General features: G+C 64.5%; 15 protein-coding genes. 7 read left to right on the plus strand and 8 right to left on the minus strand.

Annotated features, from left to right (window positions below; translation table 11 throughout):
• Window positions 1-29 precede the first annotated feature (29 nt).
• From CJ028_RS07700 to CJ028_RS07715, 4 genes are all read left to right on the plus strand, one after another.
• Window positions 30-1,436 (plus strand): cation:dicarboxylate symporter family transporter, encoded by a 1,407-nt coding sequence (locus CJ028_RS07700; protein WP_105034685.1) that lies wholly within the window; start codon window positions 30-32, stop codon window positions 1,434-1,436.
• Between the two features lie 360 nt (window positions 1,437-1,796).
• Window positions 1,797-3,113, plus strand: coding sequence for a quaternary amine ABC transporter ATP-binding protein (locus CJ028_RS07705; RefSeq protein ID WP_240607145.1), 1,317 nt, complete (start codon window positions 1,797-1,799; stop codon window positions 3,111-3,113).
• Window positions 3,110-4,045, plus strand: a complete 936-nt coding sequence (locus tag CJ028_RS07710; RefSeq protein ID WP_105034686.1) for an ABC transporter permease — start codon at window positions 3,110-3,112, stop codon at window positions 4,043-4,045. Before CJ028_RS07705 ends, CJ028_RS07710 begins: the two co-directional genes overlap by 4 nt.
• 116 nt (window positions 4,046-4,161) lie before the next feature.
• Complete coding sequence (locus tag CJ028_RS07715) at window positions 4,162-5,076, plus strand: glycine betaine ABC transporter substrate-binding protein (protein ID WP_105034687.1); 915 nt, start codon at window positions 4,162-4,164, stop codon at window positions 5,074-5,076.
• Between the two features lie 66 nt (window positions 5,077-5,142).
• On the opposite strand, the gene CJ028_RS07720 is transcribed toward CJ028_RS07715, so the two are convergent.
• The 8 genes from CJ028_RS07720 to CJ028_RS07755 all read right to left on the minus strand — a co-directional run bounded on the left by CJ028_RS07720 (window position 5,143) and on the right by CJ028_RS07755 (window position 11,383).
• On the minus strand, window positions 5,143-5,613 hold the full coding sequence (locus tag CJ028_RS07720; RefSeq protein ID WP_129590420.1) for a DUF1801 domain-containing protein: 471 nt from the start codon (window positions 5,611-5,613) through the stop codon (window positions 5,143-5,145).
• A gap of 59 nt (window positions 5,614-5,672) precedes the next feature.
• The gene (locus CJ028_RS07725; protein ID WP_105034689.1) at window positions 5,673-6,656 is read right to left on the minus strand and encodes an FKBP-type peptidyl-prolyl cis-trans isomerase; all 984 of its coding nucleotides are present in this window, start codon (window positions 6,654-6,656) and stop codon (window positions 5,673-5,675) included.
• Window positions 6,657-6,797: 141 nt separating this feature from the next.
• The gene (locus tag CJ028_RS07730) at window positions 6,798-7,391 is read right to left on the minus strand and encodes an energy-coupling factor transporter transmembrane component T family protein (RefSeq protein ID WP_105034690.1); all 594 of its coding nucleotides are present in this window, start codon (window positions 7,389-7,391) and stop codon (window positions 6,798-6,800) included.
• Between the two features lie 10 nt (window positions 7,392-7,401).
• Window positions 7,402-8,082 (minus strand): energy-coupling factor ABC transporter ATP-binding protein, encoded by a 681-nt coding sequence (locus CJ028_RS07735; protein WP_105034691.1) that lies wholly within the window; start codon window positions 8,080-8,082, stop codon window positions 7,402-7,404.
• Window positions 8,079-8,684, minus strand: a complete 606-nt coding sequence (locus tag CJ028_RS07740; protein WP_105034692.1) for a biotin transporter BioY — start codon at window positions 8,682-8,684, stop codon at window positions 8,079-8,081. Before CJ028_RS07740 ends, CJ028_RS07735 begins: the two co-directional genes overlap by 4 nt.
• A gap of 74 nt (window positions 8,685-8,758) precedes the next feature.
• The gene (locus tag CJ028_RS07745; protein WP_105034693.1) at window positions 8,759-10,573 is read right to left on the minus strand and encodes a glycoside hydrolase family 15 protein; all 1,815 of its coding nucleotides are present in this window, start codon (window positions 10,571-10,573) and stop codon (window positions 8,759-8,761) included.
• Window positions 10,574-10,635: 62 nt separating this feature from the next.
• Complete coding sequence (locus tag CJ028_RS07750) at window positions 10,636-11,037, minus strand: hypothetical protein (protein WP_105034694.1); 402 nt, start codon at window positions 11,035-11,037, stop codon at window positions 10,636-10,638.
• Window positions 11,038-11,194: 157 nt separating this feature from the next.
• A complete protein-coding gene (locus tag CJ028_RS07755; RefSeq protein WP_105034695.1) occupies window positions 11,195-11,383 on the minus strand; it encodes a hypothetical protein in 189 nt (62 codons plus the stop codon).
• A gap of 158 nt (window positions 11,384-11,541) precedes the next feature.
• Between CJ028_RS07755 and CJ028_RS07760 the strand changes: the two genes are divergently transcribed.
• The 3 genes from CJ028_RS07760 (at window position 11,542) to CJ028_RS07770 (ending at window position 17,403) form a co-directional block, all read left to right on the plus strand.
• On the plus strand, window positions 11,542-13,770 hold the full coding sequence (locus CJ028_RS07760) for a bifunctional alpha,alpha-trehalose-phosphate synthase (UDP-forming)/trehalose-phosphatase (RefSeq protein WP_338064132.1): 2,229 nt from the start codon (window positions 11,542-11,544) through the stop codon (window positions 13,768-13,770).
• Window positions 13,771-13,832: 62 nt separating this feature from the next.
• Window positions 13,833-15,527: a dihydroxy-acid dehydratase gene (gene ilvD, locus CJ028_RS07765; protein ID WP_105034697.1), complete on the plus strand. Its 1,695-nt coding sequence runs from the start codon at window positions 13,833-13,835 to the stop codon at window positions 15,525-15,527.
• 82 nt (window positions 15,528-15,609) lie between these two features.
• Window positions 15,610-17,403, plus strand: coding sequence for an acetolactate synthase large subunit (locus CJ028_RS07770; RefSeq protein ID WP_105034698.1), 1,794 nt, complete (start codon window positions 15,610-15,612; stop codon window positions 17,401-17,403).

Raw genomic sequence — 17,403 nt, forward strand, 5'->3', positions numbered from 1 at the left:
CCCGATAAGCCTAGACAAAGGAGTCTGACATGACATCGACGCCATCATCCCGCACCAAACTTAACAGGGCGAGCAAGCCGAAGAAGCGAATCGACTCCTCGCACTACCTTTACATGGCCGTCATCGTCGCGGTCATTCTGGGAATTATCGTCGGCCTGGTCTGGGGCGGCGAGAAGGGTTTCGCCGTCTCGCTCAAGCCGCTCGGTGACCTATTCATCGCCCTGATTAAGATGATGATCGCGCCGATCATCTTCTGCACGATCATCCTGGGCATCGGTTCGATCGCCAAGGCGGCCACCGTCGGCAAGATCGGCGGCCTGGCCCTCGGCTACTTCCTGATCATGTCGACCTTCGCCCTGGGGATCGGCCTGGTCGTTGGCAACATGATCCACCCGGGCGACGGTATCGACCTGTCGGATGCCACGTACAAGGCCACCGAATCCGCTGACACCCAGGGGTTCCTGCTCGGAATCGTTCCTGCCACCCTGTTCTCGTCGCTGACCAGCGGCAACATTCTGCAGACACTGCTGGTGGCGCTCATCGCCGGATTCGCACTGCAGAAGATGGGCCCGGCCGGCAAGCCGATTCTCGAGGGTATCGCGCACGTGCAGGCCCTGGTCTTCCGCATTCTGATCATGGTCATGTGGCTCGCCCCGATCGGTGCCTTCGGTGCCATCGCTGCGGTCGTCGGTGCCACCGGCATTCAGGCCGTGATCAGCCTGTTCACCCTCATGGTGGCTTTCTACATCACCTGCATCATCTTCATCGTGGTCATTCTCGGGGGCCTGCTCAAGCTGGTCACCGGCGTCAACATCTTCAAGCTCATGCGTTACCTCGGCCGCGAATACCTGCTGATCGTGTCGACCTCGTCCTCCGAGGCCGCCCTGCCGCGCCTGATCGCCAAGATGGAACACCTCGGCGTCTCCAAGCCGGTCGTCGGGGTCACCGTGCCCACCGGGTACTCGTTCAACCTCGATGGCACCGCGATCTACCTCACCATGGCGTCGCTGTTTATCGCCAACGCGCTCGGCCAGCCGCTCGCGCTCGGCGAGCAGATCGGCCTGCTCGTCTTCATGATTATCGCGAGCAAGGGCGCTGCCGGAGTGTCCGGTGCCGGTCTCGCCACTCTGGCGGCCGGGCTGCAGGCCCACGCCCCGCAACTGGTCGGCGGCGTGGGTTTCATTGTGGGTATCGACCGCTTCATGTCCGAGGCTCGCGCGCTGACCAACTTCACCGGCAACGCCGTGGCGACCGTCATGATCGGATCCTGGACCAAGGAGATGGACCGGGTGCAGGTGGACCGGGTACTCGACAAGCTCGAACCGTTCGATGAGCGCACTATGCTCACCCACGGCCACGTGAGTGCCGCCGAGACCCAGCGCAGCACTGAGAAGGCCGCGCAGTCCGAGGTGTTGGAACGTTCGCTCGTAAAATAGCGAGTTGGGAAAATAGCGAGCGCTAGACGCGCGCTAAGGGTGTCGTCCGGAGGAGTTCTCCTGGGCGGCACCCCTTTTCGCGCCTGTTTTCGGCTCGCCGAAAAGTGAGTGTGTTAGGATTGTTGACGGTCTTACAACCCTTCACCAGGACGCGCAGGCGTAGCCACCATTTGAGATGGAACGGCCGTTTTCGTATGGTGAGGTTCCGACGGATGCGATCCCATGATTGCTCCACGCCCACGCTGATTCCGTAAGTGCGAATTTCTGCGTCTGGGCTGCTCGGTGCCTACCCGTCCGACAAGAGAGCATTTCGCTTCGTCAGCCGTGAAATCGACTACGTTCGACGTGCACGGAGAACGCGTGACCGAGAGCATTCACGAAACCATTGCCGTCAAGGCAGACCACCTCTACAAAGCCTTCGGGCGCCGCCCGCACGAGATCGTCAAGAAGCTCAAAGCCGGCAAGAGCCGCGCCGAGATTTCGTCGCTCGGAGTGGCCGCCGTCATCGACGCCTCCTTCGAAGTGAAACAGGGCGAGATCTTCGTCGTCATGGGCCTGTCCGGTTCGGGCAAATCCACCCTCATTCGAATGCTCAACGGACTGTGGGAGACCACCTCAGGCAGCGTGACGGTCGGCGGCACCGACATCACGAGAGTCTCCGCCAAGGAACTGCGCGACGTGCGCCGCAAAAGCATCTCCATGGTGTTCCAGCACTTCGCCCTGCTGCCGCACCGCACGGTGATCGACAACGTGGCCTACGGCCTTGAGATTCAGGGCATGAACCGGGCGGACCGTCTCGCCAAGGCGCAGACGATCATCGATCTGGTCGGACTGGCGGGCTGGGCCGACAACCTGCCCTCCGAACTGTCCGGTGGAATGCAGCAGCGAGTCGGCCTGGGCCGGGCTCTCGCAGCCGACACCGACGTTCTGCTCATGGACGAGGCGTTCTCGGCCCTCGACCCACTGATTCGCCGCGAAATGCAGGAGCAGCTCATCGAACTGCAGGCCGCGCTCGGCAAAACGATCATCTTCATCACCCACGATCTCAACGAGGCCATGTTTCTCGGTGACCGCATCGCCGTTATGCGCGACGGCCGTATTGTGCAGATCGGCACCCCGGAGGAGATCCTCACCGACCCGGCCAACGACTACGTTGCCCAGTTCGTGCAGGACGTCGATCGGGCCCGCGTGCTCACCGCCGCGAGCGTGATGGAACCCGTGCGTGCGGTCATTACCAAGACTGCCGGTCCCCGGGCCGCACTGCGTACGATGCGTGACCTGCAGACATCCGTTACTTTCGTGCTCAACCGCGACCGCAGCTTCGCCGGGATCGTGCGTGACCGCGACGTGCTGAAGCTCGTGAAGAAGGGCGAGACAGACCTGCGCGGCATCATCCGAGATGACGCGACCGCGGTCTTGTCCGAAACCGCCCTGGTCGACCTGGTCGAACCGTCGGTGGAGAGCGAACTGCCCATCGCCGTCGTTGATGAGAAGAACCGCCTGCTCGGCGTGATTCCGCGGGTGACCCTGCTGGCCGCCATCGGTAACGTCAGCACCAACACGGGAGCGCTGCCCGTGGTGATGCCGCCGGCCACTATCTCGATCCGAGCGATCACCGACATTCTCGGCGATACCGTCGACGATATGCCCATCGATGCCGAAGGAGTCCGCGCATGAACGACTTTCGACTTCCCCTGGGTTCCTACGTTGAGACTTTTGTCGAATTCATCACTGACACCTTCGGCTTCATCTTCGATTTCATTCGCGCCGCATTCGCCGGCGCCTATGATGGGGTTCAATTTCTGCTCGGAGAGCCACCGTTCTGGGCCATCATGCTCGTGCTCGGCGTTCTCGCCCTGGGTATTCGCGGTTGGAAGTTTGCCGTCGGCAGCGTTCTGGGCCTGATCATCATCCTCGGCGTCGACCAGTGGGACTACGCCATGGACACCCTCGCTCTCGTGCTCGTCGCGAGTGTACTGGCCATCGTGCTCAGCGTTCCTCTCGGCATTCTGGCGGCCAAATCCACACTCGCTTCGAACATCATTCGCCCGGTGCTCGACTTCATGCAGACCATGCCGGCGTTCGTCTACCTCATTCCGGCGCTGCTCCTGTTTCGCGTGGGGGTGGTTCCCGGCATCGTCGCGACCATCATCTTTGCGATGGCTCCCGGCGTGCGCCTGACCGAACTCGGCATTCGCAGTGTCGACAAGGAAGTGGTGGAGGCCGGCCAGGCCTTCGGTGCGTCACCGTGGCGGATCCTGCGTCAGATCCAGCTGCCCCTGGCCACCCCGACCATCATGGCGGGCATCAACCAGGTCATCATGCTCTCGCTTTCCATGGTCGTCATCTCCGGCCTGGTCGGTGCGGGTGGTCTCGGCGCTCAGGTCATCGCGAGCCTCAACCGCATCGATATCGCCCTCGGCTTCGAAGCCGGCCTGGCCGTGGTGATCCTCGCGATCTTCCTCGACCGCATCACCGCGTCGCTCGGCAGCGCCAACTCGACGGGCTTCATCGGCGGCGTGCGTCGCGCCCTGCGCGCGCGCCGGGTAACGGATGAGCCGGCGTCGAGTGCCGACACTGCCAGCGTTCCCGAGCCGGCTCGCATCTGACGCAGATGCTCACAGATTTACGGATGCATCCGCATCCGTTCCACAGTGCGGCTCACGCCGTATGCACCACGAGTCAACCCCAGTCACCCACAGCAGGTGGCACGAAAGGAAGACATATGAAGAACCGTTCGAAGTCACGAAGCAAGACGATCTTCGCCCTTGGAGCTGTCAGCATGCTGGCCCTCGCCGGGTGCGCCTCCGCTGAGGAGGCCGAGATCGAAACCGTCGGAAACGGCAATGACGACCACAAGGACATGTCCATTGCCGTGTTCAACGGCTGGGACGAAGGCATTGCCGCGTCGCATTTGTGGAAAGCCATTCTCGACGCGCAGGGCTACAACGTCGAGCTCGAGTACGCCGACGTTGCTCCGGTCTACCTCGGCCTGTCCGAGGGCGACTACGACCTGAGCATGGACATCTGGCTGCCGGTCACCCACGCCGAGTACCTCGACGAGTACGGCGACAAGATCGTCGACCTCGGTGCCTGGAACGAGGAATCGCGCAACGCCATCGCGGTCAACGCGGATGCCCCGATCGATTCGCTCGAGGACCTCGCCGCAAACGCTGACCTGTTCGGCAATAAGATCATCGGTATCGAGCCCGGCGCCGGACTGACCCTGGCCACCACCGACAACGTTATCCCCGGCTACGGCCTCGAGGACATGGAATACCTGACCTCGTCGACGGCAGCCATGCTGACCGAGTTGAAGACGGCCACCGAAAACGGCGAGAACATCGTTGTGACCCTCTGGGAGCCGCACTGGGCTTACGGTGTGTTCCCGATGAAGAACCTCGAGGACCCGCAGGGCGCCCTCGGTGGTGTGGAGAGCATCCACTCCTACGCCAAGAGCGACTTCAAGACCGACTTCCCGACCGCTGCCGGCTGGGTTGAAGGCTTTAAGATGGACCTCGAAATGCTGTACTCGCTCGAGAACGCCATGTTCGTCGACTATGACGGCCAGGACTACGAGCCGATCGTGGCCCAGTGGATCGAAGACAACCAGGAGTACGTGGACGGCCTCACCAGCTAGTCACGGATTCTGAACGAAGAACGGCCCGCGTCCTCTGACGCGGGCCGTTCTTCGTTTGTGGATGGGCTAGGCGGCTTCGAGCTCGCGCACCTGCTGCAGCCAGCCGTTGAAGAGATCGCTGTCGAAGTCATCCACTCCGCGCAGCTTGTACTCGCTCATCTCAGCGGATCCACTGGCATTGAGCTTGCCCGAGTTATCGGTGATGGCCTGGCCACGCCAGAACAACACGGTGACGAAGGTGGGGTAGGCCTTGAATCCGGCTACCGGCAGCTCGTCGTCGAGCCAGACCGGATGCCCGTGCCACAGTTCCGTCGACGTCTCAGGCAGGCCCAGGTCGAACGTGTCGCGGAGCAAGGAGACGACGCTCGCCAGCGGCTCGGCCGGCGCGGCGACATACTCGTCGATATTTGTCGGCTTGCTCGTCGGCTTGACGGTGGTGGGTGCGAGTGTGGAAGTCAGGTGAATAGCCTCTTTCGTAGTGGAGTTGGCGTCCGGCGCTGGCCGGACTGGTTCGTTCCTTCTCCTCCACACTCTCACGCCGTTCCCATTCGCGGCTGGGCAGACACTCAGGAACCGGCGGTGTCAGGGAGCGCGCGTTACGCGGCGGGCGTTGCTGCCGTGGCGACGATGTCGACGACGAATACGAGGGTGTCAGTACCCGAAATGCCCTTGTTGCCCTCTGCGCCGTAACCGAACTCCGGCGGTATGACGGCGATGACCTGCGAACCGACGGTCTGGCCGACGAGTGCAGCGCTGAAGCCCGTGACGACCTGATTGGTGACGAAGGTGGCCGGCCCGACGGTGGTCCAAGAGGAGTCGAAGGTTTCGCCGGTGCCCCAGATGACGCCGGTGTATTCGACCCAGACTGTATCGCCGTCGGCGACGACGGCGCCGTCACCCAGCTTCAGGGTGGAGATTTGCAGTTCGGTCGGCGCATCGGTGTCTGGGATGGCGATGGTCGGAGCGCCATCATCGGCGAGCTCCACGCTGGGCTGGCCGGCCACGGCCGGCTGGTCTACCCCGTCGGCGCGGTCGGCGGCGACAGAGATGACATCAACGACGAACACCACCGAATCGCCGGCGGCAATCCCGGTGGTGCCGGTGTCTGCGAAAGCGTCTTTGGCCGTACTGACGGCGACGATGCGGTCACCTTCACTGGAGCAGTTGATTGCCCGCGCAAGGCCGGGGATAAACCCCCCGGCGACCGCGATGACCTCATTGTGGCTGTCGGGCGAGTATTTCGTCTCCTGCACGGTCGCGCCGGTCGTGCCGTTGTACACCGAGAGTGACACCCCGACCAACGAGCCCGCGCCAGCCTCGGTGGTGCCTGTTCCCTTGATCGCCACGGTGCGCTGGGTTGTCGCCGGCTTCAACGGCTCGGCGAACTTAAACGCGGGCACGGCGCCGAAGTCGCCGGTCACGTCGACGGCATCGGAAACAGCGCCGGGCGCGGTGCACTCGCTGAAGGCGGCATCCGCTGCGGCCGGGGTACTCGTTGCCGCGGGGGTATCGCTGCTTCCGCAGGCGGTCAGCGCGAGCGTGAGGCCCACAATGGACAGGAGCGCGGGAATTTTCGACACGGGGCCTCTTTCGAGAACGGAGCTGTGGGCAAGCACTGATTGGTGAATGTCTTGGTGGCGCAGACTGCCAAGTGCTTACTCTGCCACGGTTCGCCTATGAACCGGCTGAGTGGATGAGTCGGCGCGCCGCCGGGCACCCCATCAGTCGTCGAGACCGCGGGCGATCAGGGCCTCGCCCAGGGCATCCGCGGCGTAGAGCGAGCGCACGACCACCGGAACGGCTATTGACAACAGTGAGCCCTGAGTACCGCGGGCCGTGCGGGCTTCGAGCACCTCGCGCACGATGTCGGAGACCAACGGAATGCAGCGGATGGTCAGGGCCACCAACAGCCCCACCCGGTCGGCGTCGATGAACCGATTAAACGGACGCAGCAGGGTCTGGAATGCTTCGAGCACCGCGGTGACCGTGGTCGTCATCGTGAACAGGGCGGCCAGGGCCACCGCAACGATCAGGCGGCCGGCCATCAGCGCGGCGACGGTCCAGCCCGAAAGTAGCCCCTGAATCGGCACGGCAACCAACAAGATCAGCAGAATCGGCGCGATCTGGGCCACGGCCGCGCGCGGGGGAACCCGGGCGATCAGGAACAGCAGCACGACTCCGGCGGCTGCGCCGCCAACGATCCGGGGGTCAGACGAGGTGCCGATCAGTAGCACGCAGAGCGAGAGCAGAAGCAACTTGAACAGGGTGGGGGCTCGGTGGATCAGTGAGGTACCGGGGCTGTACAGGCCGATCATGCGCGGCTTCTCACTGCAACAGGGCGCGGTAGGCCGCGAGGGACTCGGCGGGCGCGCCGTCAGCGACGACGGCGCCCTCTTCGATCACGATCACGCGATCGAATTCTTCGACTAGGTGCAGGTGGTGGGTGACCACGATGATCTGCTGGGGGAGCGTCTGCAGCAGTTCGGAGATGCGCCGGGCATTGCGGGCGTCGAGCAGAGTGGTCGGTTCGTCGGCGACGATAGTGGCCGGCTCCGCCACCAGCACGGCGGCGAGTGCGAGCAATTGTTTCTGGCCACCGGAGAGACGATGTGCCGGATGTTCGGCGTGCTCGCTCAGCCCGAACTGTTCGAGGGCCGCCGCCGTGCGCTCGGCGATCTCGGCCGCGGACAGGCCGCGACGGCGCAGGGTGAAGGCCACGTCTTCCTGCACGGTGGGCATCACGATCTGGTTGTCGGGGTTGGTGAAGATGAACCCGACCTTGCGGCGCACCTCGCGGGCGTGGCGGGCCACATTCTGCCCGTCGACCGTTACGGCGCCGCTGGTTGGCGTGACGAGCCCATTGATCATGCGCACGAGCGTGGACTTGCCCGAACCATTGGCGCCGACAATGCCGATGCGATGCTCGGTTAGGGTGAGGTTCACATCGTGCAGCACCGTGCGGTCGCCGAAGGACTGCCCGACCTGCTCGAAGTGGATGAGGCTCACGGGTGTTGGCGGCCCAACGGCCTCGCGATCAGCCCGGGGTAGGCCTTGTGCACCTGGCCGGCGACGAGCACGGTCAGCACGACCTTGATCAGGTCGCCTGGGATGAATGCGACGTTCAGGCCCAGCGTGGTCCAGAGCGGCAGGCCGAGGTTCAGAGCCATGACCGGAATTCCGACCAGATAAACGGCGACGATGCCTCCCAAAATTGTGGCGCCGAGAGCCAGCCAGAACGGATACTTTGGCAGCAGTCTGGCGGTGAGATAGCCGGTGATGAAGGCACCGAGCAGCCAGCCGTAGAGATAGCCCGCGGCCGGGCTCACCGTGAATACACCGATGCCGCCGCGCGCTCCCGCCAGCAGAGGGAGTCCCACGGCCGTCAGTACGAGAAACAACAGCACGGCGAGGGTTCCCTTGCGCGGGCCGAGAATGGCCCCGGCGAACATGACGCCAAGCGACTGCAGGGTGATCGGTACCGGCCCGATGTTGAGCGGTCCGGCCAGGCCGAGCGCCGCGATGAGGGCGGCGAAAATGGCGATCTGGGCGAGATCGCGGGCGGGCAGAATACTTCGAGAACGGGTAATTGGGCGAACGGTGTCGGTCATGGTTTCAAATCTAGAATTCGGTGCCCACCGGCCGCTGAAGAATACCTACAACAAATTGCCGCGAACTGTAGAGGTCATGATTTTTCAGCCGAGCGGGTCAGGACCCGTGCGGCCGAGCCCTGGCCGGCGACGATCGCATCCGCTGCCCGAACCAGTGCCAGGTGAGAGAGCGCCTGCGGAGTGTTGCCCATTTGGTGTCCGTTGGTCACGTCGTATTCCTCGGAGAGCAGCCCGACATCGTTCACGAAACCGACTAGGCGGCCCATGAGCGCATTGGCATCTTCGAGTCTTCCCGATTTGGCGTATTGCTCGACCAGCCAGAAAGAACAGGCCAGAAACTGATGTTCACCCGGTGGCAGTCCGTCGACCGCGGCGTGGGTGCGGTAACGCAGCAGCAGCCCATCCCGCATGAGGTCGGCCTCAATCGCGGCCACGGTGCCGAGCATACGCGGATCGGTGGGTGCGCAGAAGCCGACCTGCGGGAGGACGAGGAGGGAGGCATCCACTTCGGTACTGCCGTAGTACTGCACATAGCTGTTTCGATTCAGGTCAAAGCCACGGCTCTCGATGTCGGCGCGCACGTCGTCGCGCAGGGTCTTCCACCGAACGAGCGGACCGTCGAGGCCGCACTCCTCAACGCCGCGCACCGCGCGGTCGAAGGCGGCCCAGACCATCACCCGCGAGTGGGTGAATTCGCGGGCCTGCCCGCGCACCTCCCAGATGCCCTGGTCAGCGCGGCGCCAATTTTTCTCGAGAAAGCTCATGAGGGCACGCTGCAGCGGCCAGGAGAATTCCGTCTCCTGCACCCCGGCGGCGCGGGCGGCGTGCAGGGCCACCATGACCTCACCGATCACATCCGACTGAAACTGGTCAACGGCACCGTTGCCGACGCGCACGGGGGCGGCGCCATCGTAACCGGGCAGGCTGGTCAGTTCCCGCTCGGGCAGGTAGCGCTCGCCGGAGAGTCCGTACATAATCTGTACGTCGCCCGGGTCGCCGGCAATGGCGCGCAGCAGCCAGGCCCGCCAGCCGTCGGCTTCCACCTCGTAGCCGTGGCTGAGCAGCACTTCGAGCGTGAGCGACGCGTCGCGGAGCCAGACGTAGCGATAGTCCCAGTTGCGAGTGCCGCCGGCCTGCTCGGGCAGCGACGTCGTCGCCGCCGCCACGATGCCGCCGGTCCGCTCGTGGGTCAGGGCGCGCAGCACGAGCAGGGAGCGCACGACTTCGGCGCGCAGTGGACCCTCGTGGCTGCAACACGACGCCCAGCTCTGCCACCAGGCACAGGTCGATGCCAAGACCGCATCAATATCGATGGCCGGTGGAACCTCGCGGTGCGAGGGATACCAGGTCATCTGCGCGTCGACCGTCTCGTCGGCGGTGACCTCGAAGTGCGACACGTGGCGGTGATCCGAGGCGCGCAGCTGGGGGCCGCGCACCACGATCGCGTCGGGCCCGGCGATCGCGACGAGGCCGCGCACGCGCTCACCCTTCAATTGCCGCACCCACGGCACGGTGCTGGCGTAGCCGAAGCGAAAACGCAGGTCCTGGGTCATCTGAACCGCACCGCTGATGCCGCGCACGCGCCGCACCAGGTCGGCCCGACCATCGCCGTGCGGCATGAAATCGAGCACCTCAACCTGGCCGGTCGCCGTGGTCCACACCGTCGAGAGCACGAAGGTGTCGCCCAGATAACTGCGCACCGCCGTGGCCGTCGTATCGGCCGGGGCCAGCAGCCAGCGGCCATGGTTCTCGTCACCGAGCAACGCGCCGAACAGCGAGGCGGAGTCGTAGCGCGGCAGGCAGAGCCAGTCGATGCTCCCGTTTCGTCCGACGAGCGCCGCCGAGTGGCAGTCACTGATAAGCGCGTAGTCCTCGATATTGAGTGCCATCAGGCCATCCTGTCAGCAGCCGGGTGAGAATTCGCTCCGGATCGGCGCGGTGGGCAGCTGGGTCAGGCGACCAGGCGAGCCGACGCGAGCGTTGCCGACGCCTTGTCGATCCAGGCAGCGGATGCCGCGGCCACCTCGGCCACCTCGGCCTCGCTCGTCGGGGCCGGCACCGGCTGGGCCACGGCGGGTTCGCTCCAGGTGGTGATCGGTGCCGGAGTCCAGGACAGTGCGGTCGGCTCACCAGTGCTCTCGCCGCGAAGCGTGGCTTGCTCGGTCGTAATAGCCTCGGTGAGTTCGGTCGCGATCTCCCTGGCTTTCAAGCCATGAAAGATGACCTCGGTGTCTTCCGCACTGCGGGCCACCATGGTCCAGGCGCCGTGCTCGCCGACCAGAGCACTGAGCTTGTCGTGCAGCAGCTCGAAGATTTGCTCGTCGCGCAGTACCGGAGCCGGAGCGATACTCATCGCTGCACTCGCGGCCAAACGTCGGCGTCGACGACCAAACATGACAAGCCCCTTCCGAACACGCGATCACTCTGCTGCAGCCAGCAACAAACTGCTTCCCCCAGTTTCGGTGACAGAACGACTGTGCGGCGGGGGACACGCCGTTATCGAGCGGAAATCAGCTCTCAATCTTGCGTTTATTGGCATCTTCGATGACCGTGCCGACGGCGACAGCGGCGCTCAGAGCCCAGCCGAGCCACAGCATCGCGAGGCGCCAATCCCGGGGGCCGTGCCGCGTGGCCTGCACGGTGTTCCAGCCACCGGCAATCACGCCGATCATCGCACTATTGAATACGAACTTTCGCATGTGAACCTCCGGCTTTAGGTTACCCGGGAATGGGCGCGGACCGGCTGATAACCTTGGTCGGCAACACAGGTGTACACCTCCGGTGTGCCCGGAACGGATGATCCATTACTTCTTCAGCCGAATCCACACGGTCCCAGACTGACCCAGCAGCACCCATAGTGCCCGTCGATGCCCCGGCCGGCACCTACACGCTTGTCGTCGTCTCGAACCGCCTGCCGGTGGATTATGAAGAGAGTACTGACGGTGCCGTCACCTGGCGCACCTCGCCCGGCGGGCTGGTCACCGCGCTCGAACCGCTGATGCGCTCCTCGCACGGCGCCTGGGTCGGCTGGCCGGGCGTTGCCGATCGCGACTTCGAGCCGTTCGAGAATGATGGAATCTCGCTCGTGCCGGTGCGGCTGAATGAAGCTGACATCGAGGACTATTACGAGGGGTTCTCCAACGACACCCTGTGGCCGCTGTACCACGACGTCATTGCGCCGCCGAGCTATCACCGTGAAACCTGGGACGCCTACGTCACCGTCAATCGTCGTTTCGCCGCCGCCGCGGCCGCCGTCGCTGCCCCCGGCGCCACGGTCTGGGTGCACGACTACCAGCTGCAGCTGGTGCCACGCATGCTGCGCGAAGCCCGTCCCGACCTTGTCATCGGCTTCTTCAACCACATTCCATTTCCGCCATATGGCATCTTCGCGCAGTTGCCGTGGCGCAAACAGATTCTGCACGGCCTGCTCGGTGCCGACGTCATCGGCTTTCAACGGGTAGCGGATGCCGGTAATTTCTCCCAAGCGGTGCGTCGCCTCTATGGCTATGCCACCCGTGGCGTCGTTATCGACGTGCCGACCGGTGAGAATGGCCAGAGCGGCCAGAGCGGGGAGACTCGCCGCGTCATCGCCAAACACTTTCCCATCTCGATCGACGCGGCCGCCTACGAAGAACTGGCCAGACGCCCCGACATTCAGGCCCGCGCACGGCAGATTCGGGAGGATCTCGGCAACCCGAAGACGCTCATGCTCGGCGTCGACCGGCTGGACTACACCAAGGGCATCGGCCACCGCATCAAGGCCTTCGGCGAGCTGCTCGCCGACGGACGCCTGAGCGTCGAAGACGTCACTCTCGTGCAGGTCGCCAGCCCGTCCCGCGAACGGGTCAGCACCTACATGGCCCTGCGCGACGAGATCGAACTCGCCGTCGGCCGGCTCAACGGCGATTTCTCCACCATCAGCCACACCGCGATCAGCTACCACCACCACAGCTACCCCCGCGAAGAAATGGTCGCGATGTACCTCGCCGCCGACGTCATGCTCGTTACGGCGCTGCGCGACGGCATGAACCTCGTCGCCAAGGAATACGTGGCCGTGCGCTTCGACGTTGACGGGGTGCTCGTGCTGAGCGAATTCGCCGGTGCGGCCGACGAACTTAAACAGGCCATCCTGATCAACCCGCACGACATTGACGGCACGAAGGACGCCATTGTGCGCGCGGTCGAGATGCCCAAACGGGAACGCACCCGGCGCATGCGGTCGCTGCGCCGCAAGGTCGCCGAAAACGATGTGGCAGCTTGGTCAGCCTCCTTTTTACGGGCACTCACCGGGGGTGCAGCCGTACCCGCCGGCATCCCGGACGACCTCGACCTGGCCCTGCAGAGCATTGCCAACGCCGAGAACCTGCTGATCGCGCTCGACTTCGACGGCACCCTGGCTCCGCACGTCGACCATCCCGAAGACGCCCGTGCTATCGCCGGCACCAGGGAAGCCGTGCAGGCGCTGCTCGACCTGCCCGGAGTACGCGTCGCCTTCGTCTCCGGACGCGCTCTAGTGAGCCTGCAACACGTTGCCCAGCCTCAGAGTTCGGTGCTACTCACCGGCTCGCACGGCATCGAGGTACAGCTCGACACCCCCGACATCGAGCTCAATCTGCTCTCCTCCGAGCTCGAACAGCTCGACACCCTCGCCCGGGTGCTCGAGGCTATCTCCGGGTCGATCGCCGGCACCACCATTGAGCGCAAGCCCGCCGGACTGGCCCTGCACACGCGCCTCGCGACCGGGACAGACGGCCAGAACGCCCAGCGTCAGGCGCGCGAGCAGCTCGGCGACCAGCTTCCGGGGCTGACCATTCGTGGCGGCAAGAATGTGCTCGAATTCTCGGTGCGTTCCAGTACCAAGGGCGACGCCCTCGCGAAGCTGCGCGAGTACACCGGCGCGGACCGGGTGTTCTACGCCGGCGATGACGTCACTGACGAGGATGCCTTCGCCGCCTTACGCGACGACGACGTTGGCCTCAAAATCGGTCAGGGTGCCACCCTGGCCGGCCACCGAGTACGCAGCCCGCACGAAGTGACGCAGGTTCTCGTGCGGATCGCGAAACTTCGTTCAGGTCAGGCGATCTGACCCTGTCGCGCCGACCCCTGGGCGGAATCGCAAGGCGCCGCCGAGGTTCTAGACTCGAAGGCATGTCTGAGATCGATGTGAAACCCCGTAGCCGCGACGTCACCGATGGGATCGAGGCCACCACCTCTCGGGGGATGCTCCGGGCTGTTGGTATGGGCGATGCCGACTGGGACAAGCCCCAAATCGGTATCGCGAGCTCGTGGAACGAGATCACACCGTGCAATCTGTCGCTCGACCGCCTGGCTCAGGCCGCTAAGGAAGGCGTGCACTCCGGCGGCGGCTACCCGCTGCAGTTCGGCACCATCTCTGTCTCCGATGGCATCTCGATGGGGCACGAAGGCATGCACTTCTCCCTGGTGTCGCGTGAAGTGATCGCCGACTCGGTCGAGGTCGTCATGCAGGCCGAGCGCCTCGACGGCAGCGTGCTGCTGGCCGGCTGCGACAAATCTCTGCCTGGCATGCTCATGGCCGCCGCCCGCCTCGACCTTGCGAGCGTCTTTCTCTACGCCGGATCGATCGCGCCTGGCTGGGTCAAGCTGTCCGACGGTACCGAAAAAGACATCACCATCATTGACTCGTTTGAAGCCGTCGGCGCCGTCAAGGCCGGCCGCATGAGCGTCGAGGATGCCAAGCGCATCGAGTGTGCGTTCGCTCCCGGCGAGGGCGCGTGCGGTGGCATGTACACCGCGAACACCATGGCCAGTGTTGCGGAAGCCCTCGGAATGAGCCTGCCTGGCTCGGCGAGCCCGGCATCCGCTGACCGTCGCCGCGACTACTTCGCGCACCGCTCCGGCGAGGCCGTCGTCAACATGCTGCGCCTTGGCATCACGGCGCGCGACATTCTCACCCGCAAGGCATTCGAAAACGCGATCGCCGTTGCCATGGCCTTCGGCGGCTCCACCAACGTGGTGCTGCACCTGCTCGCCATCGCCCGCGAAGCCGAGGTCGAGCTGACCCTGGACGACTTCAACCGCATCGGCGACAAGGTGCCGCACATCGGCGACCTTAAGCCCTTCGGCAAGTACGTCATGAACGATGTCGACCGTCAGGGCGGGGTGCCAGCCGTCATGCGCGCATTGCTCGAAGCCGGACTTATTCACGGCGACGCGCTCACCGTGACCGGCAAGACCGTCGCCGAGAACCTCGCCGAGATCGACCCGCCGGCCCTTGACGGTGAGGTGTTGCGCACCCTCGACAACCCCATTCACAAAAGCGGTGGCATCACCATCCTCAAGGGCACGTTCGCCCCAGAGGGAGCCGTCGTCAAGACCGCCGGCTTCGACGCCGCCGTGTTCGAAGGGCCAGCCCGGGTGTTCGAGCGCGAACGCGCCGCCATGGACGCCTTGACCGAAGGCAAAATCTACAAGGGTGACGTTGTCATCATTCGCTATGAAGGCCCCAAGGGCGGCCCGGGAATGCGCGAGATGCTCTCGATCACCGCTGCCATCAAGGGCGCAGGGCTCGGCTCCGATGTACTACTGTTAACAGACGGTCGATTCTCAGGCGGCACAACCGGACTGTGTATCGGCCACATAGCACCCGAAGCGGTGGACGCAGGTCCAATCGCCTTCGTGCGCGATGGGGATCTGATACGGGTCGATATCGCAGCTCGCACGCTTGACCTACTGGTTACCGATGCAGAGCTGGCCGCCCGCCGAGATGGCTGGGCGCCTCTTCCCCCGCGCTACACCCGTGGTGTACTCGCAAAGTACGCAAAGCTCGTGCATTCCGCCGCAGAAGGCGCCATCACCGGCTAATGCGTACCGTCTAGCCAGCGTGCCCGCGTGGGCACGCTGAGATGATCGAAACGACCGATTTCGAAGTAGGGATTCATTGACCATGACCACGGAACCCACTCCCGTGCCCTCCGCTCCCGCGTCAGCGGAGCCGGAGATGCTCACCGGCTCTGGCGCGATCATTCGCACCCTCGAGCTGCTCGGCGTCACCGACGTCTTCGGAATCCCCGGCGGGGCTGTCATTCCGCTCTATGACGAGCTCATGACCCAGGACAAGATCCGCCACATTCTGGTGCGCCACGAACAGGGCGCCGGCCACGCGGCCGAGGGTTACGCCTCCGCCACCGGCCGGGTCGGCGTCGCGATCGCCACGAGCGGCCCTGGCGCCACCAACTTAGTTACCGCCATAGCGGATGCCTATATGGACTCGGTTCCGCTGCTCGCGATCACCGGCCAGGTGTTCTCGACCTCGATGGGAACGGATGCCTTCCAGGAGGCCGACATTATCGGCATCACCATGCCGATCACCAAGCACTCCTTCCTCGCCCGCCGCGCCGAAGAAATTCCCGCAGCGATCGCCTCGGCGTACCACATCGCCTCGACCGGCCGCCCCGGCCCGGTGCTCGTGGACATCACCAAGGACGCGCAGCAGAACCTCGCGCCGTTCATCTGGCCGCCCAAGCTCGACCTGCCCGGCTATCGGCCGATCGTCAAGGCCCACGGTAAGCAGGTGCAGGCGGCGGCGCAGCTGCTGCTGGCCGCGAAGAAGCCCGTGCTGTACGTGGGCGGCGGTGTCATTCGCGCCCACGCATCGGCTGAACTGCTCGCGCTGGCCGAGGCGACCGGTGCTCCCGTCGTGACCACCCTCATGGCTCGCGGTGCCTTCCCCGATTCGCACCAGCAGCACCTCGGCATGCCGGGCATGCACGGCACGGTTCCGGCCGTGCTCGCGCTGCAGGAAAGCGACCTCATCATTTCGCTCGGAGCACGCTTCGACGACCGGGTGACCGGAAAGATCAGCGAATTCGCGCCCAACGCGAAGATCGTGCACGTTGACGTCGACCCGGCGGAGATTTCCAAGATCCGCCTGGCCGATGTACCCATCGTCGGTGATGCCAAGGATGTCATTGCCGACCTGACTCTCGCCTGGGCTGAAGCTGCCCAGGGTGATGCCCCCGACACGAGCGAGTGGTGGACCTATCTGCACGGCTTGAAGCAGGAGTTCCCGCTCGGTTTCACCGAACCGACCGACGGACTGCTGGCCCCGCAGTATGTAATCCAGCGCATCGGCGAGCTCACCGGCCCCGAGGCCGTGTATGCGGCCGGCGTCGGCCAGCACCAGATGTGGGCGGCGCAGTACATCAAGTACGAACGCCCCAACTCCTGGCTCAACTCCGGCGGCGCCGGCACGATGGGGTACTCCGTGCCCGCGGCCATGGGCGCCAAGGTCGCCGAACCCGACCGTGTGGTCTGGTCGATCGACGGTGACGGCTGCTTCCAGATGACCAACCAGGAACTCGCCACCTGCACGATCAACAAGATCCCGATCAAGGTCGCGATCATTAACAACTCTTCCCTCGGCATGGTGCGCCAGTGGCAGTCTCTGTTCTACGACGGACGCCACTCCTTCACTGACCTCAACACCGGTCATGGCACCGCCATGGTGCCAGACTTCGTCAAAATGGCGGATGCCTATGGCGCGCTCGGCATTCGGGTCACCAGCAAGGACCAAGTGGATGAGGCTATTAAACTGGCCCTCGCCACCAACGACCGCCCGGTCGTGATCGACTTCATCGTGAGCCCCGGCGCCATGGTCTGGCCGATGGTTCCGCAGGGAGTCAGCAACAGCTTCGTGCAGTACGCCAAAGACCACGCACCGACCTGGGGAGAAGAATAA

Origin of the sequence: Cryobacterium aureum (assembly GCF_002954245.1) — a bacterium.
Taxonomy (GTDB): domain Bacteria; phylum Actinomycetota; class Actinomycetes; order Actinomycetales; family Microbacteriaceae; genus Cryobacterium; species Cryobacterium aureum.